The organism is Pseudomonas sp. HN2, from assembly GCF_020736465.1.
GTDB lineage: Bacteria > Pseudomonadota > Gammaproteobacteria > Pseudomonadales > Pseudomonadaceae > Aquipseudomonas > Aquipseudomonas moraviensis_A.
In genome coordinates, this window is record NZ_CP085885.1 from 2,757,346 (window position 1) to 2,781,729 (window position 24,384).

12 protein-coding genes are annotated in these 24,384 nt (G+C 60.4%); 5 read left to right on the plus strand and 7 right to left on the minus strand.

The genetic code is table 11. The annotated features are described in order from the left end of the window. Positions 1-87 precede the first annotated feature (87 nt). A complete protein-coding gene (locus LIS66_RS12130) occupies positions 88-951 on the minus strand; it encodes a LysR family transcriptional regulator (RefSeq protein WP_042610327.1) in 864 nt (287 codons plus the stop codon). Positions 952-1,058: 107 nt separating this feature from the next. Further along, positions 1,059-2,786 carry a hydrogenase maturation protein gene (locus tag LIS66_RS12135; RefSeq protein WP_227974374.1) on the minus strand — a complete coding sequence of 576 codons (1,728 nt, stop codon included), beginning with the start codon at positions 2,784-2,786 and terminating at the stop codon, positions 1,059-1,061. A gap of 407 nt (positions 2,787-3,193) precedes the next feature. On the opposite strand from LIS66_RS12135, the gene LIS66_RS12140 reads away from it, so the two are divergent. Next, positions 3,194-3,670: an MbcA/ParS/Xre antitoxin family protein gene (locus LIS66_RS12140; protein ID WP_042610329.1), complete on the plus strand. Its 477-nt coding sequence runs from the start codon at positions 3,194-3,196 to the stop codon at positions 3,668-3,670. Then, complete coding sequence (locus tag LIS66_RS12145) at positions 3,667-4,161, plus strand: RES family NAD+ phosphorylase (protein ID WP_064361792.1); 495 nt, start codon at positions 3,667-3,669, stop codon at positions 4,159-4,161. Before LIS66_RS12140 ends, LIS66_RS12145 begins: the two co-directional genes overlap by 4 nt. A 106-nt stretch (positions 4,162-4,267) precedes the next feature. Here the strand turns inward: LIS66_RS12145 and LIS66_RS12150 are convergent, their stop codons facing one another. Continuing rightward, positions 4,268-4,585, minus strand: a complete 318-nt coding sequence (locus tag LIS66_RS12150; protein ID WP_042610331.1) for an SCP2 sterol-binding domain-containing protein — start codon at positions 4,583-4,585, stop codon at positions 4,268-4,270. 63 nt (positions 4,586-4,648) lie between these two features. Further along, positions 4,649-5,359, minus strand: a complete 711-nt coding sequence (locus tag LIS66_RS12155; RefSeq protein WP_042610332.1) for a histidine phosphatase family protein — start codon at positions 5,357-5,359, stop codon at positions 4,649-4,651. Positions 5,360-5,563: 204 nt separating this feature from the next. Between LIS66_RS12155 and sohB the strand changes: the two genes are divergently transcribed. After that, positions 5,564-6,595 (plus strand): protease SohB, encoded by a 1,032-nt coding sequence (gene sohB, locus LIS66_RS12160; protein WP_227974375.1) that lies wholly within the window; start codon positions 5,564-5,566, stop codon positions 6,593-6,595. 66 nt (positions 6,596-6,661) lie between these two features. Here sohB and LIS66_RS12165 read toward each other — a convergent pair whose 3' ends face one another. The 3 genes from LIS66_RS12165 to LIS66_RS12175 form a co-directional block, all read right to left on the minus strand. Continuing rightward, a complete protein-coding gene (locus LIS66_RS12165; RefSeq protein ID WP_039758643.1) occupies positions 6,662-7,156 on the minus strand; it encodes a DUF934 domain-containing protein in 495 nt (164 codons plus the stop codon). Further along, a complete protein-coding gene (locus LIS66_RS12170) occupies positions 7,140-8,798 on the minus strand; it encodes a nitrite/sulfite reductase (RefSeq protein ID WP_227974376.1) in 1,659 nt (552 codons plus the stop codon). The genes LIS66_RS12165 and LIS66_RS12170 overlap by 17 nt, the downstream gene beginning before the upstream one ends. Positions 8,799-9,284: 486 nt before the next feature. Beyond that, positions 9,285-9,503 carry a DUF2970 domain-containing protein gene (locus LIS66_RS12175; RefSeq protein WP_227974377.1) on the minus strand — a complete coding sequence of 73 codons (219 nt, stop codon included), beginning with the start codon at positions 9,501-9,503 and terminating at the stop codon, positions 9,285-9,287. Between the two features lie 158 nt (positions 9,504-9,661). Between LIS66_RS12175 and LIS66_RS12180 the strand changes: the two genes are divergently transcribed. Both LIS66_RS12180 and LIS66_RS12185 read left to right on the plus strand, forming a co-directional pair. Then, a complete protein-coding gene (locus LIS66_RS12180; RefSeq protein ID WP_227974378.1) occupies positions 9,662-16,873 on the plus strand; it encodes a dermonecrotic toxin domain-containing protein in 7,212 nt (2,403 codons plus the stop codon). A gap of 139 nt (positions 16,874-17,012) precedes the next feature. Beyond that, on the plus strand, positions 17,013-24,368 hold the full coding sequence (locus tag LIS66_RS12185; protein WP_227974379.1) for a dermonecrotic toxin domain-containing protein: 7,356 nt from the start codon (positions 17,013-17,015) through the stop codon (positions 24,366-24,368). The last annotated feature ends 16 nt before the right edge of the window (positions 24,369-24,384 follow it).

A 24,384-nucleotide genomic window follows, 5' to 3' on the forward strand; every position in this document is an offset into this window, starting at 1 on the left:
TATACCCGGCAGAGTAGCCGATCCGCTGATGTCTGCAGGGCCAACCTTGAGGTCACAAGCGCCATGCTCCGGACTGCGCCTGCGGTGTCAGCTCAGAGGGTTCCAGCGCTGCGACCAGTCGTCATCGGTGCGGATCACTTCGCGGAGCAGATCGAAGGCCTGCTGCAGCACGGCCGAGTCGCGATCGCGCGAATACACCAGGTAGGTCGGGTAGCCGAATTCCGGCGCTTTGGTGACGGCTTCCAGCGCACCGGTTTCCAGATACGTGCGCACGACCCGGGTGCGGAAATAGCCGCTGCCGCCATGTTCGAGGATGTATTGCAGGGCCAGCGGGCCGAGGTTGAAGCTCAGCGCCGCTTTGGCTTTTTCCGGCAGCGCGGCGTCATGTTGACGGCGGAAGTCAGGGCCCCAGTCGATGTAGACGTAAGGATCAGGGCGCTCGGGCGCGCGCACCAGAATCAGCTTTTCTTCCAGCACTTGTTCGACCTGTAGCCCGGGCCAGTATTCCGGCTGATAAACCAGCGCGGCATCGAGCACGCCGAGTTCGAGTTGACGCAGCAGGTTTTCGCCATCGCGGATTTCCATGCGCAACGCATGTCCGGGGATTTTTTCGCGCAGTTCCGCCGCCCAGCTGAGCATCAGCGGATTGCACAGGCTGACCTCGCCACCAATGTGCAGAACGTTGTGATAACCCTCGGGCAGCGGCAAGTCGCGGCGCGCGGCTTCCCAGGTCTGCACCAGTTGATTGGCGTAGATCACGAACGCTTCGCCATTGGCCGTCAACTTCGCCCCGGCGCGATTGCGCACGAACAGCGTACTGCCCAACTGGCTTTCGAGTTTCTGCACCCGTGCGGTAATCGCGGTTTGCGTGACGAACAGCTTCTGCGCGGCGGCGGCGAGACTGCCGTGACGAACGATTTCGAGGAAAGTGCGGGCGAGGTCGATGTCCATGGGGCGGGCCGGTGTCTGGGGTGGGGCGCATTGTAAGTCAAAAGCCCCTCACCCTGGCCCTCACCCTGGGGGAGGGCCAGGGTGAGGGGAAAGCAGACACCACAAGATCAACTGGCCAACTCGGTGCGCTCAAGCAAGCCCACTCGCGCCCAATCCTCTATGAGGCGCGCCGGCGTGCCACACACCCTGCGCTTGTAGACGAAGTGGCTGCACTTTTCGGCAAAGCGATTGCGGTCATGCAGCATGTCCTCCTGCATTTGCTCCAGCTCCGCGTCTCGGCATCGACGGATCAGTGCCTGATCGATCCGCAACTTGCGTTCGCGCACCGCCGCATAAGCGGGATCACTCAATACGCTATTCGCTCGTTGCAGCAGCCACAGGGAAAACTCGTCCGGACAGCGCGGGCCGATCTCCTGAACCATGCCCAGTTGCCAGGCTTGCACCGCACTGATCGGCAGGCAGGCCTGGGTCAATTGCTCGGCGATCGTCGGGCCGACGGCGCGGGGCAGGCTGTAGGTCCAGTATTCCGAGCCATACAGACCCATGCTTTTGTAGTGCGGATTGAGCACGATATCGGCGCGGGCAAACACGATGTTCGCCGCCAGCGCCAGCATCACGCCGCCCGCGCCGGCGTTGCCGGTCACGCCGCTGACCACCAGTTGCCGCGCGCTGAGCAGTTCGGCGCAGACATCGTCGATTGCCTGAATGTTGGCCCAGGCTTCGGCGCCGGGATCCTGCGCGCCTTGAATCACGTTCAGGTGCACGCCGTTGGAAAAACTGCCCCGGCCGCCCCTGATCAGCAGCACTTGCGTATCCCGGGCCTTGGCCCAACGCAGTGCCGCGACCAGGCGCTGGCATTGCTCGGTGCTCATCGCGCCGTTGTAGAACTCGAACGTCAGTTCCCCGACATGCCCGGACTCACGGTAACGAATCGGCTGATACGCTTCGTCGCTGAACGGCTGTGTGGCGATCGACCAGCCCAGCACTGGCACATGGTTGAGTTGTCCGGCCAGCACATGCCGGGCCGGTTGCTTGAAGGTTTCCTCGCTGGGTTGAGGTTTGCGTCGCAGCGCGCCGATCCACAGGCTCTGGTCGCCGGCAGCGATCAACACCGCGTCGTCATGTACCGCAAGAATCTCGCCGGGCGTGCCTCTTCGCGAGTCAAGGTGAGCGTCATACAGGTAATACTGCCCGCCAGCCAGACTTGCCAGCACGCCCGGTTGCCCGTCTGCTGCGTCGATACAGCGCTTGATGAAGCGCGCGCAATCGTGCCAGCTGAAGCTGCGATCAGCCTGTTTCATGTTCGGTTGCAGGCGCCCGCGCACGCTGGGATCGGCGTAATCCAGTTCGACCGGCCGCAACCCTTCGACGAATTTTTCCACCACCTCGCGGATGCACACCAGCGCCGCATCGCTGACGCGGCCGTTGTACAACTCGGATTTGCGCATGCCCGCAGGCAGGTTGAATTCGCAGGTGGCCCACACCGGCCCGGCGTCCATTTCTTCGACCGCCTGCAGCGCGGTGACACCCCAGGTCGGCAGTTCGTTGCTGATCGCCCAATCCAGTGCGCTGGCGCCGCGGTCGCCAACGATGCCGGGATGAATGATCACCACCGGACGCCGGGCATCGGCCCAAAGTGCCTGTGGCACACGGTCCTTGAGAAACGGGCAGATCACCAGGTCGGCGCCGCTGTGCTCGACCTGTTCACACACCGAAGCCGGGTCGGTAAACAGCACCACGCTGGGCAAGTGCCCAGCGTGACGCAGTTCCAGCCAGGCCCGTTGCGTCAGGCCGTTGAACGCTGACGCCAGCAGAATGATCTTGAGCGATTGCATGGGATTCTTCCTTGAGTGAGTCGGCCGCAGGCTCCCGGTGAGCCTTCCCTGGCTTTCGATGGAGCGGGAAGCGTACGCAGTGCTTGCACGTCCACAGGTGACCGAGGTCAACGTTGTGTCAGGCAAGGCGAGAATTCACGCGCTGAAATTTCCGTTCAGGTCCTACGGAAACAGGAGTGTTTCGATCAGATACGTGGATATTTCTGACGACTTTTTCAGGTTGGTCGTCGGACGCTGGGGCTATAGCATCAGTCCTGACATTGAAGTCATCGAGCGCACAGATCGCTCCGGACCCGGACAAAGGATGGAACATGCGAATCCCACTGATTGAAAGCCATACGCCTGCTTATTCCCCTCGCCATTACTGGCGCGACGATCGCGCCAGATGCCCCTCGGAGGACGTCGCCATGCCGACTGCCAAAGCGCCCCGGCTCACCGGCTTGAAGAAGCTCGAGGGCAAGCCTCTGGAGTTGCTGCTGCGTGGACAGGACACCGGCGACGACCCGATGCTCGTCCTGCGCTGCACAAGCGAAGGATTCGAGCTGCTCGATGTGGTCAACATGATTGCCTCCTCCGAGCTGTACCAGCAGGGCGAGATGGTCAAACGCATCACCGGCAGATCCGTGAGAACTGTGCGACGTCTGCTCAAGGAAGGCGCGCCGGTGCGTCTGGACACGCCGCAGAGCATCCTCGCTTATCAATATGCCGCGGCACTGGAACTGGCCACCGAAGTGTTCGGGCGTCAGGCCAAGGCTGAATCCTGGCTGAAGCAACGCGCAACCTACTTCTACGGCTATGTGCCACTCGATCTGGTGGGACACGCGTTGGGGTTCAGGATGGTGGAGGAGTATCTGAACCAGATCAAATACGGGGTTTATCAATGAATCCCTTGCCCTGGGATGATCGCTGGTACGCCTGGCGGCTGGATCGCGCGGTGTACAGCGAAACCTGGGACAGCGGTCTGGGTTCGAAACGGGACGGCGGCCGCTGGAATACGCCTGGACGGCGAGTCGTGTACGCGTCAGTCGATCCATCCACAGCGATTCTTGAGGTGGCCGCCCATGGCAGTTTCGACGCGCTTGATCAGGAACCCTATGTGTTGACCTGTTTTGAAATCGTTCACCAAGCCAGCGTGAGAATCGTGCAGCCGGAGGATGTGCCCAATCCGCACTGGCTCACCCCGATGAAAACCTCGCCCAACCAGCGAAAGTTTGCCGATGCACTGTTGGCTGAACACCCTTTTGTATTGGTGCCTTCGGTGGCAACGAGGCACTCGTGGAATTTGCTGGTGAGTTGCGATCTGGCGGAGGGTCAGTTCAGGATGGTTTCGCAAGAGCGGTTCGGGCTGGATACGCGGTTGTTGCAGGAGGTTTGATCGTATCTCCGCGAGCGGAGGACGAAGCCGAGCCCTGCGCTGATTCCCCTTGCATGAACGACAAATCCCGCCACAAGGGCGGGATTTGTTTGAACCCAGCAGCTTCTTACGAAGGGAACAGCTCGGACAGTTTCATCGACAGCATCATGTCGCCTTCAACGCGCAGCTTGCCGCCCATGAACGCCTGCATGCCGTCGGTTTCGCCGCTGACGATACCTTTCAGGGTTTCGCTGTCCAGCACCAGCGTGCAGTTGGCGTCCGGGTTTTCACCTTCCTGGATGTCGCAGGTGCCGTCTTTGACGATCAGTGCGTATTGCTTGTCTTCGTCGGTGATGTTGAAACCGAAGACCAGGTCCAGACCGGCAGCGGCTGCTGGGTTGAACTTGGCTTGCATTGCTTTTACGGCATCAGCTACGGAGGTCATGGTTCGATCCTTTCTTGGTCATGGGAGCTGGGTGGTTACAGCCAGGGTCACAGTAAGCCGGACTCAGCGAAAAGTGATGAGTTCCGGGGCCTTCAGCAGTTGCAGGTGTGCGTGACTGTTGAAGGAAGCCAGAGCCACCTCGCGACCGCGAAACTTCAGTTGGTTGAGCGAGGTGTTGACGATTTGCCAGTTCAGTTCAAAGGCCTGTCTGGCAGGCATTTGCGTAATCAGGTGGAGCAGGGCGGTGATGGTGCCGCCGGAAGTGAACACGGCGATTTTCTGGTTTTTTTCCGCCACATCGAGAATACGGTGCAGACCGGCCTGAACGCGCTCGACGAAACCCAGCCAGCTTTCCAGCCCCGGGGTGTCATAAGTGCCCGCGAGCCAGCGTTCGACGATCAAAGCAAAGATGCGCTGGAACTCACCGCGGTTCTGCGCGGCATTGCGCAGGATGTCGAGAGCTTCCGGCTCTTCCGGCAGCATCGCCGGGAGCAGGGCGCGGATGACCGCATCGGCATCGAATTCGTTGAAGGCGGAATCGGTTTCAAGAACGGGAACCGGCAGGCCTCTGGCACTGAATTGTTCCAGTGCACTGGTGGCGGTGTGCTGTTGACGACGCAGGTCACCGGCAAGGCAACGATCGAAGTTGATGCCCAGATCGGCAAGGTGCTGGCCGAGGATTTCTGCCTGACGAACGCCGGTTGGTGACAGAACGTCATAATCGTCTGCACCAAAGGAGGCCTGGCCATGTCGTATCAAGTAGATGCTGCCCACGTCCGCGTCATCCCGGTACGTTGAAGGTCAGGCGAGGTTATGAGGATGACGTAGAGCTGTCAATGAAAAAACATACGCTTGTTTGAAATGCCCGTTACAGGCGTGTTGCCAGAGGTTTCACGGCTGGCCGACGAGCCGGCGCATGGGTATGCTGGAGCCATTCCGCGTGTGTTACATGTTCACGCATTGCTTTGAGGAGTCTCTGTGGATTTTTTCACCGAATACGCCAGCTTCCTGGCCAAGACTGTCACCCTGGTGGTCGCCATTCTGGTGGTGCTCGCCAGTTTCGCCGCGTTGCGCAGCAAGGGACGGCGCAAATCGGCGGGCCAGTTGCAAGTCAGCAAGCTCAACGATTTCTACAAAGGCCTGCGTGAGCGCCTGGAGCAGACCCTGCTCGACAAGGATCAGCTCAAGGCATTGCGCAAGGGCCAAGCGAAAACCGAAAAAAGCGCGAAGAAGCAGAAGACCCAGCCAGAGCCGAAGTCCCGGGTATTCGTGCTCGACTTCGACGGCGATATCAAGGCTTCGGCCACCGAGAGCCTGCGTCACGAGATCACCGCGCTGTTGACCCTGGCCACGCCGAAGGACGAAGTGGTTCTGCGCCTGGAAAGCGGCGGCGGCATGGTGCACAGCTACGGTCTGGCGTCGTCACAACTGGCCCGAATCCGCGATGCGGGCGTGCCATTGACCGTTTGCATCGACAAGGTCGCGGCCAGCGGCGGCTACATGATGGCGTGCATCGGCGACAAGATCATCAGCGCTCCATTCGCGATACTCGGTTCCATCGGTGTGGTCGCGCAGTTGCCTAACGTCAACCGCCTGCTGAAGAAGCATGACATCGATTTTGAAGTGCTGACTGCCGGTGAATACAAGCGCACCCTGACGGTGTTTGGCGAAAACACCGAAAAGGGCCGTGAGAAATTTCAGGAAGACCTCGACATTACCCATCAGCTGTTCAAGAACTTCGTCGCCCGTTATCGCCCGCAACTGGCAATCGATGAAGTGGCCACCGGCGAAATCTGGCTGGGGATCGCTGCCCTGGAAAACCAGCTGGTGGACGAACTGAAGACCAGCGATGAATATCTGGCGCAGAAAGCCAGACAGGCCGAGGTTTACCATCTGCACTACGCCGAGCGCAAAAGCCTGCAGGAACGCATCGGCATGGCTGCCAGCGGTTCGGTGGATCGTGTGCTGTTGAGCTGGTGGAGCCGCCTCACCCAGCAACGCTTCTGGTAAACAAGCAGGCATAAAAAAACGCCGGTCAATGACCGGCGTTTTTGTGTCCGCAGTAAACCCGCAGGCTTAGCGCCGACGAAACAACGGCAGCGGCTCGTCGCTGGCGGCCTGGTAGGTCACCGAGAAATCCTTGAGACCTTCCAGTGCTTCGTACGGGTCTTTATCGGCGCGGATGGCGAAGGCGTCGAAACCGCAGCGATGCATGTAGAACAATTGGTCCCGCAGAACATCGCCAATCGCCCGTAGCTCGCCTTTGAAACCGTAACGGTCGCGCAGCAGACGGGCATTGGAGTAACTGCGGCCATCGGTGAACGCCGGGAAGTTCAGCGCGATCACTTGAAACTCACTGACGTCTTCACCGATTTCTTCGGCTTCCTCGTCGGCATCCAGCCACACGCCCAGACCGCCATCACGGGCCTTGAGCATGCGGCTGTGCTCGCGCCACAACTGCAGAGGAACAATCAGATCGTCGCAGTTGCTGATCTCGTCGATGTTGAAATCCTTGGGCAGCAAGTGCCAGGTTTCGTCGACGACTTCGTTGTTCTTAATGATTCGCTGCATAGACGCGTTCCTTGAAGAGGTCGATGCCAATACGCTGGTAGGTGTCGATGAAGCGCTCGTCTTCGGTGCGTTGCTCAACGTACACGTCGATCAGCTTCGAGATCACGTCCGGCATGGCTTCCTGAGCGAAGGACGGGCCGAGGATCTTGCCCAGGCTCGCATCCCGGCTGGCGCTGCCGCCGAGGGAGACCTGATAGAACTCTTCGCCTTTCTTGTCCACGCCGAGGATGCCGATGTGGCCCACGTGGTGGTGACCGCAGGCGTTCATGCAGCCGGAGATGTTCAGGTCCAGCTCACCGATATCGAAAAGGTAGTCCAGATCGTCGAAGCGACGCTGGATCGATTCGGCAATCGGGATCGACTTGGCGTTGGCCAGCGAGCAGAAGTCGCCGCCCGGGCAGCAGATGATGTCGGTCAGCAGGCCGATGTTCGGTGTGGCGAAACCGCCTTCACGCAACTCGCCCCACAGGGTGAACAACTGACTCTGCTCGACGTCGGCAAGAATGATGTTCTGCTCATGAGAGGTGCGCAGCTGACCGAAGCTGTAGCGGTCGGCCAGATCGGCGACGGCGTCGAGCTGTTTGTCGGTGATGTCGCCGGGGGCAACACCGGTCGGCTTCAGCGACAGCGTCACAGCGACATAGCCAGGCTTCTTGTGCGCCAGGGTGTTGCGGCTGCGCCAGCGGGCGAAACCCGGATGCTCTTTGTCCAGATCGGCCAATCGCACGGTCTGGTTTTCGAGGGTCTTGTAGTCCGGATCGACGAAGTGCTTCGCAACGCGATGCAGTTCGGCTTCGGTCAGCGTGGTCTGGCCACCGCGCAGGTGCTCCATTTCCGCATCGACTTTCTGCGCGAACACTTCCGGAGTCAGCGCTTTGACGAGGATTTTGATCCGCGCCTTGTATTTGTTGTCACGACGGCCATAGCGGTTGTACACACGCAGAATGGCGTCGAGGTAGCTCAACAGGTCCTGCCATGGCAGGAATTCGTTGATGAATGCGCCTACCACCGGCGTACGACCGAGGCCACCGCCAACCAGCACGCGGAAGCCCAACTCGCCAGCAGCGTTATGGACAGGTTCCAGACCGATGTCGTGGACTTCGATGGCGGCACGGTCACTGGTCGAACCGTTGACGGCGATCTTGAACTTGCGCGGCAGGTAGGCGAATTCCGGGTGGAACGTGGTCCACTGACGGACGATCTCGCACCATGGGCGTGGATCGATCACTTCATCGGCGGCGACGCCGGCAAACTGATCGGTGGTGACGTTGCGCAGGCAGTTGCCGCTGGTCTGAATAGCGTGCATCTGCACGGTCGCGAGTTCGGCGAGAATGTCCGGGATGTCTTCCACGGCCGGCCAGTTGAACTGCACGTTCTGCCGCGTACTGATGTGGGCGTAGCCCTTGTCGTAGTCGCGGGCAATCCTGGCCATCATGCGCACCTGGCGCGAAGTCAGTTGGCCGTAAGGCACCGCCACCCTCAACATCGGAGCGAAGCGCTGGATGTACAGGCCATTCTGCAGGCGCAGGGGGCGGAATTCTTCTTCGCTCAGCTCACCTGCCAGATAGCGTCGGGTCTGATCACGGAACTGCTTGACGCGGTCCTCGATGATCCGCTGATCGTACTCGTCGTATACGTACATATAAGTCCTGTTCTCAGGCTTGGGCTACTCGGAAAACGCTGCGTTTTCGCTTGCTGGAGTCCGATGATGCCTCTGCAATTCTGCGCGCACGGCCGCGCACTCCTGACGGAGCCGGGGCAATATACCCGTTTGCAGTTATGCGCAAAAGTGATGTTTGAGTATATGGAAAGAACCAAATCGCCTAACACGCATCACTGTCAACTAATCCACATTTGTAGTGCGGACAATCATCGTCTTAACTGTGATCGAGTCTTTGTGCAATCACCGATAAAACCGACAAGAGGCGATGCAATGAGCAACCCGACCAAAGCCAGAAAAAGCGACAGCAGTGTCGACGCATGGGCCATTCTGTTCCTGATCATTCTCGTAGTAGGGACAGCGGTCTTCTGGGTCAGCCACCAGTAAGCCAGGTTCCGGGCCTTTTCCTGGGCCCGGCCCCCTGCGCATCCGCATGAAGCCATGTAGCCAACACCTCAGCGTGCCGGTTCACACCCCGGCCAGATGCAGCACCAGTTTGACGATGGCAAACAGCGTCAACCCGAACAGCGCCGTGAACAGAATGCCCAACATCACGAAATGACTGGGTTTGCCATGGGTAAAGTCTCGTTCCCTGTTTTTGCCGCTTTGTACGCCGAACGCCGCTGCCATGACGCTTTGCAACATTTGCCAAAGGGTCGGCGGTTTCTTGTCGACTGGATCGTCCATAAATCCCTCCGCTGAAAGTTGTGCCTCTCAAGCATAGTCAAATAGCGCTCGGCTGTTCGCAGACACGTCGTTACAACTGCCGCCTCTGCCTATAACCCTGTACCGCTGAAGCCACCCATACAAGTGATGTGCTGTCGCTCCATTTACAGGAGCGATGTATGTCCCCCGATTTCCTTATTCCTCAAGCCACGGACAAGCCTGCACCACCGCCTGCTACCGAGAGCCTGCACGGGCCTTTTCTGGAGGCTGCGGTGCCGCGATGGCTGATCGATGCTTCTGCTCTGAGAAAGGCCGAGTTCAAACAGGCCAGGGCCGTCCTGCCGAACTGGTACAGCACCGTGGCACCGGCACACCGTCGTGTTTTGCATGAAAGCTACGGCCACAGTTTCAGCACGCAGACGCGCTTGGACCAGACCATGGCAGCGTTCAAGGACATTGATGCGTTCGCCCGGCCCATCCTGATGCAGGCGCTGAAAAGCCGTTTTCAGGTCGAGGTTGATGTCGACAAAACCCTGTTATGCCTCCGGCGCCCCATACGCGCCGGTCTCCTCGGCGAGGAAATCGGAACTTACGAATCCTTGACGCTCCCTTTGCTGCAGGCGGCGCTGCACAACTTCGAAAGTGACGAATGTCGGTACGGGGCGTTTCACCGCAGCTCCGGGTTCGCAATCCAGAACCCTGCCACGGAGGTCTACACGGCTGTGCCAGTAAATGTGTCGGTCAGAAACTTTCTCGGCCTGTGCCGTGAACTGGATATCGGTGCGAAGTATCAGGCCTATCTCGATTCGTTTTTCCATCCTGAAAACCCCAAGGCCGAGACGAGGTTGCGCCGGCGGTTCATTGCCAGCCAGAAAACAGCCATGCGCGCGGCGGCTGATCGGGCTTTGTTGACCAAGGACATTCTGCCGGAAGACCACGCGATGATCATTTCGGTCATCAGAGGCGAGCGACATCCCAGGCTCGGTCGCAATCAGGTCTGGTTTCAGGACCTGAGCCTGATGAGGCACAGGTTGGTGGGCTGTGTTGCGTTCAAGATCGCCGAAAGGAATCGCCCCACCGAGGCAGTGATTCTTTATGTGCCGAATGATCCGGTACATCCGCTGAAGCGCTATACCGGCACGCAAATGCAGAGCACCTTCAAGCGGCTGCTTACCGCTCGTGTTCCAGGGCAGTCGGCAGACATCGAACCGACGCCTTACCAGCGGTTTCTGAGCCAGTTCTTGCCCTACGAAAAACGTCCTTACTATTTCAACCAGTTCGTGAAGGTTGCCGACTCTGCGTCCGACTGGCTGACGTCGCCCTGGCGCAAAATACTGGAAGCCACACTGACCGCAATCGAGATATGGAAAACCTCGCCCAAATACGCGAAGAGAGTGCCGGAGCCCGATCCCTACATTGCCGCCGCGTTGATGCCCCACGTGCAGGCTTTTCCCTGGGCTGCCAATTCCGACCTCTGGGCTTACCTCTATGAAAAGCACCGCGAGAAGGTCTTCGCTGATGCCCGCTGCCACGCGGTTCCGACTGCCGACGTGGACGCCAGTGCACGAAACGCCAAGCTGTCAGGCCTGCTGCAATTCGGCCTGCTGGCGCTGAATGTGGCGTCGATGTTTGTGCCGGTGCTGGGCGAGATCATGCTGGTGGTGATGGCCGGCCAGTTGTTGTTCGAAACCATCGAGGGCGTGGTCGAATGGAGCGAGGGTGACAGGCACGCCGCCAAGGCGCACTTCGTGGATGTGGCGGAGAACCTCGCGCAGATTGCAGTCATGGCGGCAGTCGGCGCGGGTTTCAAACGGCTGACGGCGGTAAAGCCGGAGCCGCTGATCGAGCAACTGCATCCCGTGACTCTGCCCACTGGCGAAACCCGTCTGTGGAAGTCCGACTTCAGTGGCTATGAACAGCACCTCACGTTGAGTGAATCAGTGCGGCCGAATGCACAGGGGCAGTACCGGATCGACGGCAAAATCTGTTTCCGCCATGGCGGCAGGTTTTACGAACAGACACTCGATGAGTCAACCGCTCAATGGCGTCTCAAACATCCCAGCGATGCCGACGCTTATCAGCCAGTCCTGAGTCATAACGGTCAGGGCGCCTGGCGGCTGGCGCTGGAGCAGCCGATGGACTGGGAGCGACTGACCCTGCTGCGGCGCATGGGGCACATCACCGACGACTTCAGCGATGAATCCCTGTTGATGCTCGCCGATATCAGCGCCGTCAGTGACAACGCCTTGCGCAAAATGCACATGGATCATCTACCGCCACCTCCTGAATTGCACGACGCGATGCGCCTGTTTCGCGCCGATAGGGGAGCCAGGCAAATGATCGAGCAACTACGCGGAGCGAGGCCCATTGATGAGGGGTATCTGTACGCACTGCCTCTGGTCACCGAAATGCCGCACTGGCCGGCTGATCGGATACTGAAGTTTTTCCTCGGTGCCGAGGGCGAAGGATCATCGATTCGGTACGGTGCGCAGACGTCACTGCCCGGGTTTGATCGCAAACCGGTCATCCGTATCAGCCGTGCGCAGGTATTGAACGGAGAAATGCCTGCACGAATTCTGGCAGCGCTGCAGGAAAACGAAGTACGCCAGCTCCTGGGCCCGGCCGACGCGCAGTTTCGTCCAGCGAGGCCAGACGCATTCAGTCGCCGGCTCGCCGATTATGCCCATACACGACAGTCGGCCATTTTCGACAGCCTTTACCGAGGCAGCGAACCGCTGGGCATACGTGGGCGCATGCTGCAGCGTGAATGTCCCGGACTCAGCGATGCGGCCGCAGAGGATGTGCTCGATCATGCAACAGCGGCGGAACTGGCTCGAATGGACGCTGCCGGACGCTCCCCGTTGAAAATGCTTGAAGAGGCTCGCTGGCATGCTCGCCAGGGACGCCAGGTTCGTGCATTCGCCGGTTTGCACAGCGAGAACCTGGCTTCGGCAGACAGCCGAAGGCTGGCACTGTTTGCGCTGGAACAGTTGCCAGGATGGCCGCAGACATTGCGCCTGGAAATTCGCGAGGGCAGCACAACCGGTGCGCTTCTCGACAGCATCGGTGAGCCCGCGGCGCCGATGAAACGCTATCTGGTCAAGAACGGGCCTGCTTACCAGGCCTTCGGTGATCACGCAGAAGCGCTCAACAAGTTATCGAATGCAGAGGGCAGCTTCTATCATTCGCTCCTGCACGCGCTGCCCGATGACATACGCTTGGCCATTGACTTGCCGGAAGGAAGCCCTGGCAGCGAACTGCAACATAAAATCATCGGCTCGGCCCATGCGCATCGACGCCAAGCTGCGCACGTTCTGGCGCCGCAAGCCAAAGCGTTCAAACCACCGGTGCGGGTGAGCGCGAGGCTCAAGGGCTATTACGCCAGTGGCCGTGGACCAAACATTGCGCCATCCCTGGAGTCACGGGTGGCGCATCTCTATCCGCAGGCGCGGCAGGCCGAGGCGTTCCTCACCCAGCAACGCGGCAGAAGTAATGCGCAGATCTTCAGCGAACTGGAATCCCGGCGGGAAGACTGGGAAAGACTCGATACCACCCTGGAGCAATGGCAGGCAGGCCCGACCGGGAGCCAGGCCGCGCTGCACCGGGCGCAAGTTGCTCAGGCACTCAGGAATGCCTGGCGCAATGGCCCGCTGGCCGGGCAAGAGGCCGAAGCCGGGCGCCTGTCGTTGGTGTGCGATACGCCGTTGCCTGCGCTCTCCACACGCTTTGCTCATATCAATGAACTGTCAGTGACGGGGCAGGGCATAACGGATGCCAACGCGGACAGTTTTCTGGCGGCCTTCCCGAATGTCACGGATTTGTCGATCGGCGAACTGGGGCAACAGGCCGTTGGCCCCATGTCTGGGACCGGCGCGCTGACGACGCTGCCGGAGGCGGTCGGCCGAATGCCCGGACTCAACCGTCTGCGTTTTTCCACCGATGCCCCGTTACTGGCGCCGAGCTTTTCTCAACGGCTCAGCTCGCTTGCCAGGCTGGAAACGCTGCGTATCGATTACTCAGGAGTCGACTCAACCACTCTGCATGAACTTGACATGACGCCATTGACCCGCCTGCGCAGCCTGCGCATTGACGCGCCCCGTGCCTTGTGGCGATGGCCCGCGTACGTTGAGCGCCTTGCGCATCTTGAGCGTCTGGATCTGACGCATACGTTGATAGAGACGCTGCCCGAATCGCTGTATCACGATCAAGAGCAGCTTTGGGCCGGGCTGGCGCTCGACTGGTCGAGGGTGACCCCGGCGACCTTCCGGCGCGCTTACGAATACGTCAGCCAATATTCCGGCCCACTGGGCCACCTGCTCGATCTGCATCAGATGGTCGGCGAGTTCTGCCGCGCCGAGCTCGACACCATGGCGCCAATGCCGAATTTCACTGACCCGTTATCCGCAGCGTTCAACGCGGCCTGGGGGACACCGCAGGCCAGAGTTACCGCCATCGAACAGCTTCGGGCGGAGCATGAAGCCATTTTCGCGGCGTTCTACACACCCTCCCTGCGGCATGGAACACGCTATGCGACCCTCCGGCGCCAGTGGTCCATGGGGCCTAACGCCGACGTCGTCAGCGCGCTCAAAACCAACTGGTATGGCACGGTTCGCCAACGGTACGGCCTGACCGCCAACGTGGCGACATTTGACCTGCCGGTGACCCGATCAGGCCACGCCATATCGCCGGCTACAGACTTGATCACCGAGTTGCCGCCACTGCCGGCAGGCAGTTTTTCCCACGTGCGTACAGTGCGCCTGGGAAGGCTGGACGTCCCCATTGAACAGGCTCGGCACTTTCTCCGCGCGTTCAGTCATGTCGAATCACTTGAATTCAGCGGTAATACCTTCACCGAGCTGCCCTTTGCGCCGGATGAGCTGTCAGCGCTGACGCATCTGGATGCAGCGGGCAACAGGATCGAGGTTACGCCTGTCGTGCAGCGGCAGATCGACGGGTTGCAGCGTCTCAGAAGGTTGAATTTGAGTAACAACCCGCTGGGCAACATCGATGTCAGCCTGTTGAGCCGATTGCGTGCCCTGAGCCTGAGATCGACGCAGTTGCGAACCTGGCCCGCCAGTGCCGAAAACCTGCCTCGGTTGACCTGGCTCGACCTGCGAGACAACCGGGTCTCGTCACTGCCACCGTCGGTGTTGACCCATCCCGACGCGCTGATGAGAGCCAACCTGACCGGTAACGTATTCAGTCCTGAGGGTGAAGCAAGCCTGCACGCGGCGCTACGGCGTATCGAGCAGGGACGGTGGCTGGGGCAGGGCACGCTGGCGCGATTCGCTGCAGAACCGGTGCCGGAGGCTTTCCCTCCTGCGGAAACAGGCTGGTCGTTTATCGAGCTGATGCTCTCGCTTCCGGAAGCCGCGACGGTGCTTCAAGGGCAAACGGGGCCGTCGACGCAGTTGCAACGACTGACTCGCCTCATGCCGGTCGAGCAAGCGCGGCTTCACTTGCAGAATCTGTGGGCGTCGGGGGCGAGCGATGCGCAGATCGAAGCACGGATCACCGAATGGCAGCACCTTGGCGAGGCATTGGTCCGTCGGGCGAATGACTGGCTCTATACCCGCGAAGTGCGCACGGACACCTACAGGACCAATGCGCGAGACCGATCGGTCGCGGCGAGGCGCCTCTTCGAAGCCTGGCTCGACGGGCTCACAGAGCCTGTCGACAGGGCCCGGCTGGATCTGGATTTTCAAGGCCTGCAAACCGGTGATTTGCCGGAACTGGCAGTGCCGATTCCTGCAGTCAGAACGCTGGATCTGAGCCGCGTGGGCATGACCACGCGGGGTTCGGACGGGTTTCTCGGGGCTTTTCCCCACGTCGAAACCTTGTACATCAGTGGCAATCCCTTGGGGTCGGTGCCTGCGCCGATACTGCGAATGCAGCATCTGCAACATCTGGAGATGCAGTATTGCGATCTCGCGGACGCGACGGACCTTTACCCGTTGCTGGCCCGTGCGCGCCTTCGCAGGCTGGATGTCGGCTACAACGAACTTCGTGTCTTCAACCCGCCCGACTTTGGCGCTGTCCAGACCCTGGACCTGCGTTACAACCACCTGACTGCATGGCCTGGCCGTGTATTCGAAGCGCCGCAGTTGCACAGCTTGAACCTGAGCGGCAACGAGCTCACACGCATTCCCGGGGAATTGTTCAGCGGCGAGCACGAGCGTCTGATCCGGGGGACTGACCTCTCCGAGAATCGACGCTTGTCCCTTTCTGCTTTGCAGGACATGCGCCGCTATGCGCGTGAGCAGTCGGCGTCGCACGTGCTGGGAATGTCACGCCGAAACATTGAAACGATGATCGACACACACCTTTTCGGCGATCTGTTCGGTGGCGCAGAACCGGCCGGCATTCCCGAAGACGACGTCGGCAATGTGGACCTGGACGATCCTGAGGCCGCTGTGCTGCCTGTCGAAGAGATCCTGGATCCGCTCAACGATGTGGCTCCGAGATCAAGAGATCCGTGGCTCCAGCGCAGCGACGTGACGCTCGCGGCTCGCAGAGCGGAGATCTGGGCGCAACTGGCGCAAGAGCCCGATCACCAGCGTTTTTTTCAGTTGCTGCGTTTGTTGCGCGACACGGACGACTTCCGGCTGGTACCGGCCGACCTGACGCGCAGAATGTGGGATGTCATGCAAGCAGCCACCGAGAGCAGCGAACTGCGCCAGTTGCTGTTTCTCGGCGCTGAAAGCCATGGCACGTGCCCGGACGGGCGGATTCTGACATTCAGCGACATGGAAGTGCGGGTGTCGGTGTATCGGGCACTGCACGACATCCCGGTGCATCGGATGGCGCTAAAGGGCCGGGCGTTATTGCGTCTGTCCCGACAATTGTTTCGTCTGGACAGGATCGAGACGCTGGCTGACGCCGCAGGGCGGGGCAGGGATCGTGCCGAGGTGCGCCTGAAATATCGTATCGGTCTGACCGGTGGCTGGGGCGATGGGGTGGATCTGCCCGGGCAGCCGGCCTACATGCTCTATGACGAACCCCTCAGCGGTGAACTGCTGACTCAGACCCGGGCCTCGATCCTCGAGGCGGAGCGGACCGATGCACTGCCATTGAGCATGATCGCCCGCGATTACTGGATCACCTATCTGGAGGAGCGCCTTCCTCTGGAGATGCAGGCGATTGACTCCGCAGTTGATCAGCAACGCCAGGAACGCTGGAGTGCGTTGGATGATCGGCTCTCCCGGGGTGAAATCGATGCGCGAGAGTACGATCGGGAACTGGTCGAGCTAGCCAAGGCCATGGAACGGCTGCTCACCCAGAAACGTCTCGAGCTGACACGTCGGGAGATTGTCGATCTGCAGAGCTTTGCCGATGAGGCCGAAGAGGGTGATCGAGTCACGCCGACACCGGGACCTTCGAGCCGCCCTTGACGGGCGCGGGCTGGCGTTGAAGATTGCGCCGTGAGTGATACATATCAGGTTACTCACGGCCGCACCGGCAATACCCGGATACCGCAGATCCGCTGACGGGACATGGTCTGCTGATCGCTCCATCAAACCAGGAGTGATCATGGTCACTATCCCATCCAACCCAGAGACGCCGCACGCTGCGCCGCTCGCACGAGTTGTCGCTGTCAGCCAGCCGACAAAGCTCAATACAACGCAAAGCCTGCACCGGGATTTTCTCGAAAAGTCCATCCCGCCGTGGCTGTCCAGCGCTTCGTCGCAACGGCGCGAAGCGCTCAAGAACCTTCCGACTGCGCTGCCAGCGTGGTACCTCGACGCGACGCCGGAACAACGCAAGACGCTGGCCGACAGCATGAAGGCCAGTGTTGTCGCCCAGAACGATCTAGATAGAACCATGGCGACCCTTCAGGACGTCGAGACATTTGCCAGGCCATTGCTGCTCAAAGCGCTCAAGGATCGGCATCAATTACAAACCGATGTCGACAAGACGTTCCTGTGCCTGCGGCGTCCCGTCGAACTGGGCATTGAAAAGATCGAGCTGGCGTCCTTCGAGGTCCTCAAACTGTCGATGCTGGAAGCCGCGCTGCACAACTTCGAAGCTGACGAATGCAAGCAGGGCGCTTATCACCCGACATCGGGTTTCGTGGTAGCCACCTCCACCCCAGATACATTCGAGCACGTGAGCATCGGCCTGACGGTGACGCAGTTCCTGACGCTTTGCCGAGAGCTGGATGTCGGCAAGCAGTATCAGAGCTATTTGACGACATTCTTCCACCCGGCCGATGCGGTGGCAGAGGCGGTGCTCAGCGAGCGCTTCATTGCCAGCCAGAAGGCGACGATGCGCGCCGCAGCCGATCAGGCGCTGTTGCAAAAAGACATTGAGCCGGCGGATCACGCAATGATTGTGTCGGTAATCAACGGCAACATGCACCCGTGGATGGGCGATAAACAGGTCTGGTTCAGTGACCTGGGCGTGATGAAAAAAAGGCTCACCGGGTGCGTGGTGTTTGTCATTTGCCAGAAGTACCGCTACAGCGACGAGTTGATCCTTTACATCCCTCACGATCCGGACCACCCGCTCAAGCGCTACACCGTCCAGCAGATGCGCGACGAATTCAAGCGCTTGCTTACCGCCCGCGATCCCGTCCAAGAGCCCGGCGCAGAACCGACCGCGTACCAGCGCTTTCTCAGCGAGTTTCTGCCGTATGACCAGCGTGCCTATTATTTCAGCCAGTTCAGACAAAAGGCGGCCGGTTCCCCGAGCGATGCCTGGGCAATATGGCGCTCGCCATGGCTGGCTGTGGCGCAGGTACTGGCGGGCGGTTCGGTGTTCACCCGGATCCGTGAGCTGCCACCCGAGCGTGAGATCAGGTGGGATCCTGTGCCGGATCCCTACATTGCGCCATCGACGTTCGGTCGCAGCGGACGGGGCATTTGGGCGCCCAATGAGGATCTCTGGCAATACCTTTACACCCAGAGCCGCGCCAAGGTATTGGCCGACGCACGCAGCCATGCCGTGCCATCGGCGGATGTCGATGCGAAGGCCCGGGACGCCAAGCTCGCTCATCTGCTGCAGATCGGCATGCTCGGCCTGAACCTGGTCTCGATGTTCGTGCCGGTGCTGGGCGAGGTCATGATGGTGGTGATGGCCGGGCAATTGCTGAATGAAACCCTGGAAGGCGCGATTGAATGGAGTGAGGGCGATCGTCGGGCGGCGAAGGATCACCTGATCGATGTCGCGGAGAATCTGGCGCAGATTGCGTTGATGGCGGGGGTGGGCGCCGGGGTGCAGAAAATCTCCAGTGCCAGAGCCGTGCCGGTCATCGAGCGGCTGCAGCCGGTAACACTGCCCGACGGCGAAGCTCGCCTGTGGAGAGCCGACCTTAGAGCCTACGAGTCCGCTGTCACGCTGCCAGACAGCCCCGGCCCGAATCCTGCCGGCCAGCATGTGCTGGAAGGTCAGACTTTCATCCGCCAGAGCGGTAAGGTCTACGAGCAGTTTTACGATGAGTCGATCAGCAAATGGCGCATCAAGCACCCGACCGATGCCCGCGCCTGGCAGCCAGTGCTCGAGAGCAACGGACGCGGTGCCTGGCGGCATACGCTGGAGCGGCCGCGGGACTGGGATCGTCTGACCCTGCTGCGGCGCATCGGCCACGAAACCGAAGCCTTCACCGACGCGCAGTTGATCAAGGCTGCCGATATCAGCGGTGTCAGCGACGCCGCTCTGCGCAAGATGCACGTCGACTCTGCGCTGCCACCACCGGAGCTGACCCAGGCCATGCGCGTGATGCAGGCGGATAGCAACGCGGCACTGGTAGTCGAACAGTTACGCGGGACAAAACCGATCGACGAACTGTATCTCTATGCGTTGCCGCTGATCACCGAAATGCCGCGCTGGCCGGCGAACCGGGTGCTGGAAGTATTCGACGGCGAGCAACTGTCCGGCATGTCGGTCAGGTACGGTTTCGCACGGCGCTTTCGCGACGTCGGCGTCAAGGCACCGATTCAGATATCGCGGGCCGATATTCTCAGCGGTGGCCTGCCAGCACATATCCTCGCGGCGCTGGACGAGTCGGAAGTCACCCGGCTCCTGGGCGAGCAAGGCGCACGCGTGCGCGATGCCCGGCCGGCAGAGTTCGGTAAGCAGATCGCCGGCTACGCCGACACTCGTCAGCCGGCGATCTACGACAGCCTCTACAAGGGAACCGACCCCATCGATTCGCGGATTGCGCGTTTGCAGAAGGCCTGCCCTGGACTCAGCGAACCCGCGGCACAAACGGTGCTGGCCCATGGACGCCCCGATGATCTCGAGCGACTGGACTCAGGCCATCGAGTGCCGCTACGCCTGCTGGAAGAGGCACGCTGGTACGCCCGTCAAAGCCGACAAGTAGCGGCCTATGCCGGCCTGCGCAGTGAAAACGTCGCTTCGGCGGACAGCCGGCGCTTGGCGTTGCACACCCTGGAGCAGTTGCCGGGTTGGACCGACAGCGTTCGCATTGAAGTTCGCGAGGGCAATGACGCCGGCCTGCTGCTCGACAGCATCGGCAGTGAAACAGCCAGCGAGAAGAAATACCTGATCAAGAAAGGCGCTCAGTTTCAGGCGTTCGACGAACTCGGTCTTGCACTCAACAGCCTGCCGCGCAACGGCGACAACTTTTACTCATCGATCATGCACGCCCTGCCTGATGACGTACGCCGCAGCCTCGGTGTGCCCGAGGTGGGGCAGTCGGCCCGGTTACAGCAAAAGATCATCGATCATGCCGATCGGCATCAGGCAGATGCGCCTGCGCTGCTCGCGCCACAGGTCAGATGGATCAAGCCGCCCGTGCGTGTGAACACTACGTTGATCGGTTACCCCGCAAGCGGACGCGGCGCCGGGTTGCAAATGAACCTGACCGATCATGTGTGCGATGTCTATCCGCAGCTTACCTACGAACAGGCTAACGGTTTCATTCTCGAGCAGTACCGGACGGGTAAAGACGACAATGCGATTTTCCAGCTGTTGCAATCACGCCGCGAAGAATGGCAGCAGTTGAACAGGACGCTGGATGAATGGGCAGGCACATCCACGGCGGCGCCTTGGGAACGTTCCGCAACGGATCACAAGTTTCGCGCCGCGCAAGCGTTGAAAACCTGCTGGCGCAACGCCTTGTCCACCGGAGTTTCAGGTGCCGATGAACTTTCGATACTCACTTATGACCCGCTGCCAGAGCTGACGGCAGACTTCGCCCATGTGCGTAAACTTTCGATTGGCGGCAATGGCATCACCGACGCCAATGCGGACGCCTTTCTGGCGCGATTTGCCAACGTGCAAAAGCTGTCGCTGGGGGAGCGTGGCAGTCTGTTTGGCGCCTACATGGCGCATGAGCAGGCACTGACAACCTTGCCTCTGACTGTGACCCGGATGTCTGCACTGAGGAAACTCAAATTCAGAACGGCAGCCACGGTGATGGCCTCCGACCTGTCGAGCAGACTGAGTACGCTGACGGCCCTTGAGGAGCTTCATCTTGCTTTTCTCGACGGTGGGAGCCATGCCGCTGGCCTGGATCTGACGCCCCTCAAACGGCTGAAGAAACTCCGGATCGAAGCGTCGGGCCTGACGCAATGGCCGGCCTATGTGCAGCAACTGCCTGAACTGGAACGACTGGACCTGACGCAGACCGCCATCGCTTCCATTCCCCAATCGCTCTATGTCGGACACGAAAGACTCTGGGCAGGTTTGTCGCTGGACTGGTCCATGTTCTCCCATGAAGCGTTCAAACCCGCTTACGACTATGTGAAAAACTACATGGGGCAGTGGCGACATCTGGTCGATCTGGACTTGATGGTTCGTCGCTATTGCGCCGGAGAACTGCAGTTCCTCACGGGCGAAGCCGGCCGCCTCAACCCGTTGCCTCAGCGCATCATGACCCTCTGGAATACCCCGGAAACCCGGCTCAAGGCTGTGGAGATTCTGCGTGTAGAGCACACCGCGATTTTCCGCCAGTTCTACGAAGCCAGCGCGTCTGATGGATTGCGCACTGCAATTCCCGCCGCCCGCTGGCAAGCGCAGCCCAATGCACGGGTGGTACTTGCTCTGGAAAAGAACTGGCGTGCAGCCATCCGCCGGCGCTATCGCTTGAACGACGACGTTCGCCCTTTCAATGGGACGAACTGGGCAGCCAGTATCGATCTCGACGATGCCGGTGTGTTTGAACTGGTGGACACTGCATGGGTACAGGGCGAGGAGTCGGTCAGTGAGCTGCCGCGATTGCCAACCGGTGCGTTTGCTCACGTGCAGAGCGTTCGGCTGGACCGGTTGAATGTGCCGATCGACCAGATTCGCGATTTTCTCCAGGCATTCAGTGGCACCACCAGCCTGGAAGTCACCGCCTGCGGATTGACGGAACTGCCGGTCCGGCCCGCCGATGCAAGCCACCTGACGCAACTGGACGTGTCTCTCAACCTTATCGGCGTTACCCCTGAGGTGCAGAGCCAGTTCAATACCCTGAACAAACTGGAGCATCTCAATGCGCGGCTCAATCGCCTGGACACACTGGACGTTTCTCGCCTGACCGGGCTCAAGACGTTGAACCTCAGCTCCAATGGCTTCAATCAATGGCCGACCGGGGCGGAAAGCCTGCCGCACTTGCGGACATTGGATTTACGACATAACACCATTGGGTCGCTCCCCGATCAGGTGCTTGCCAACGACGCTGTGCTGCTGAAGACCCGTCTGCAGAACAACCGCTTCAGTACTCAAGGCGAGGCGGACATGCGGGCGGCGCAGCGCCGGATTGAAATGTCCGTTGGTTTGCCGGAAGGCGCCTTGCAACGGTTCGACGCGCAAACGGCGTCATTGCCGGCCAATCCAAGCGCGACCCCGCCGGAAAGTGCGCTGGAGCGCGCCGGCCAGCTGTTAGCGCTTCCGCCCGTTGCTGCAACTGGCGCCAGTTCCGACATGAGTGCCCGTGTGCTGGAGATATTTCCCTCGCTGACCCTTGAACAAGCGCAAGCCAGCGTTGCCCGATTGCGCGTTGAAGGCCTGTCCCCGGAGCAAATGGCGGACAGGCTGACCCAGTGGCGAGCGAGTGACGAGACGCTGACGCGTGAGTTGAACGGCTGGATTTTCGGCGCGGCGCCAGGACCTGGTGAAAGCGTGTCATCGTCCACTAGGTTCTTCAACGCGACGAGGATCCGCAATTGCTGGCGGGACGGTCTGACAGGGCTTTCCGAGTCTGCCGGACCAACGCTGAGCCTTTCAGCGGGGGTCATGAGCGATCTGCCCGCGCTGTCAAACGTGTTTGCCCATGTGCGGACACTGGATCTGACCGGGGTCAAGTTTTCAGTCGATAGCTTCAACCTCTTTTGCCCGGCGTTCCCTGAGTTGACCACCCTGAAACTCAACGGCAATGCACTGGAGCGGCTGCCCGAAGCTGTCGGTCGTCTGACCCGCCTGGAACGTCTGGAGTTGAGCGGTAATCGGCTGGCCGTGGCACAAACCGTGTATCAGCACGCGGGTGGGTCGCAGTTGCGCTGGCTCGACCTCAGCCACAATCAGCTGGAGGAGTTCAGCGCCACCAACTTCCCCCGTCTGGAAACCCTCGATCTCAGCCAGAACGGCCTGGGATTCTGGCCTGATGACGTGCTCGATCTGGCGCATTTGCAACGGCTGGACCTGTCGGGCAACAACATCATGGTCTTTCCGGATCGGCTGTTGGATGGCAACCATGAAGCGCTGGTGGACGGCACCGACCTGTCCGAAAACTCGCTGTCGCTCAATGGCCTGCAGCAACTGCGCGAATACAGTGCGGCCAACGCAGACCGTGATGTCATGGGTTATTCCCAGACTTTTCTACAGGGTGAAATTGCCGAACGCGAATTGGAGACCGATAGCGATTCGGATACTGGCTCCGGTCAGGGATCGGATTCGGACTCCGACTCCGACAGCGATGGCCCAAGTGGGGGTGGCGGTGCCAGGCCCGTTGATACCCGCGCCGTCGTGCAGGCAGCGGAGTTCATTGCCTATCCGGCGCGAGATACGGCAGCGCCAGCGATGGCCGCCTGGATGACGTACACCCATGTAGATGCGCAAGCCGCGCGGCAGGCGTTATGGCTGCAATTGGCTGATCAGGACAACCATGAGCCGTTCTTTCATTTGCTCTCGACCCTGCCCGATACCCTCGAATTCAGTTTGTCAGGTGCCGATCTGACCCATCGGGTCTGGCAAGTCATCGAGGCGGCCACGGAAAATGCCCAACTGCGCAACCTGTTGTTTCTCAACGCCGAAACCCACGGCACCTGCCCTGATGGGCGAATCCTGTCGTTCAGCGAGCTGGAAACCCGCGTCTATGAATACATCGCCCTGCGCGATATTCCACGACACCGCCCGGAGCAGCGCGGCAGGGCCTTGCTTGATCTGAGTCGACGTCTGTTCCGCCTGGAAAGGGTTGACCGACTGGCCGAAGCTGCCGCCAGGTACAAGGACCGCGCGGAAGTCCGCCTGCAATACCGCATCGGCATGACTCGCGGCTGGCCGGACGGCCTGGAATTGCCGGCGCAACCAGAGCACATGCTGTACGCCACACCGATTCGCGGGCAGCGGTTGATTGATGCGCGTGCAGCCGTTCTCGCCGATGAAGCGTCGGACAGGTTTCTGGAGGATCTGATCGGTCGCGATTACTGGATCCGCTATTTGCGCGAGCGCAACCCCGAGGTATTCGAGACACTCGAAAGCAACGCGAGCCGGCGTCAGGAGGAGGTCGAGGACCTCTACCCGGACAAAGACGATAGCGAGGCGACTCGTAACCGCTACCTGGAGGCGATGGCCGCACTGGAGATCGAACTGGCGGAAGCGCGCATTGAAAAGTTGAAAGAACTGTCTCGCGTGCAAATGCAGAGTCTGGCACTGGCGGGCGAAGGCACGGCACAACCTGATCCTTCTTCACCGCAGCCCGGCCCATCATGGCGCCCGTGAGCGGATGAATGATGAG

What these genes read in the sequence shown, in the direction of transcription:
- LIS66_RS12130 (WP_042610327.1), bottom strand. Translation starts at nt 951, where the DNA reads ATGGACATCGACCTCGCCCGCACTTTCCTCGAAATCGTTCGTCACGGC.
- LIS66_RS12135 (WP_227974374.1), bottom strand. Translation starts at nt 2,786, where the DNA reads ATGCAATCGCTCAAGATCATTCTGCTGGCGTCAGCGTTCAACGGCCTG.
- LIS66_RS12140 (WP_042610329.1), top strand. Translation starts at nt 3,194, where the DNA reads ATGCCGACTGCCAAAGCGCCCCGGCTCACCGGCTTGAAGAAGCTCGAG.
- LIS66_RS12145 (WP_064361792.1), top strand. Translation starts at nt 3,667, where the DNA reads ATGAATCCCTTGCCCTGGGATGATCGCTGGTACGCCTGGCGGCTGGAT.
- LIS66_RS12150 (WP_042610331.1), bottom strand. Translation starts at nt 4,585, where the DNA reads ATGACCTCCGTAGCTGATGCCGTAAAAGCAATGCAAGCCAAGTTCAAC.
- LIS66_RS12165 (WP_039758643.1), bottom strand. Translation starts at nt 7,156, where the DNA reads ATGCAGCGAATCATTAAGAACAACGAAGTCGTCGACGAAACCTGGCAC.
- LIS66_RS12170 (WP_227974376.1), bottom strand. Translation starts at nt 8,798, where the DNA reads ATGTACGTATACGACGAGTACGATCAGCGGATCATCGAGGACCGCGTC.
- LIS66_RS12175 (WP_227974377.1), bottom strand. Translation starts at nt 9,503, where the DNA reads ATGGACGATCCAGTCGACAAGAAACCGCCGACCCTTTGGCAAATGTTG.
- LIS66_RS12180 (WP_227974378.1), top strand. Translation starts at nt 9,662, where the DNA reads ATGTCCCCCGATTTCCTTATTCCTCAAGCCACGGACAAGCCTGCACCA.
- LIS66_RS12185 (WP_227974379.1), top strand. Translation starts at nt 17,013, where the DNA reads ATGGTCACTATCCCATCCAACCCAGAGACGCCGCACGCTGCGCCGCTC.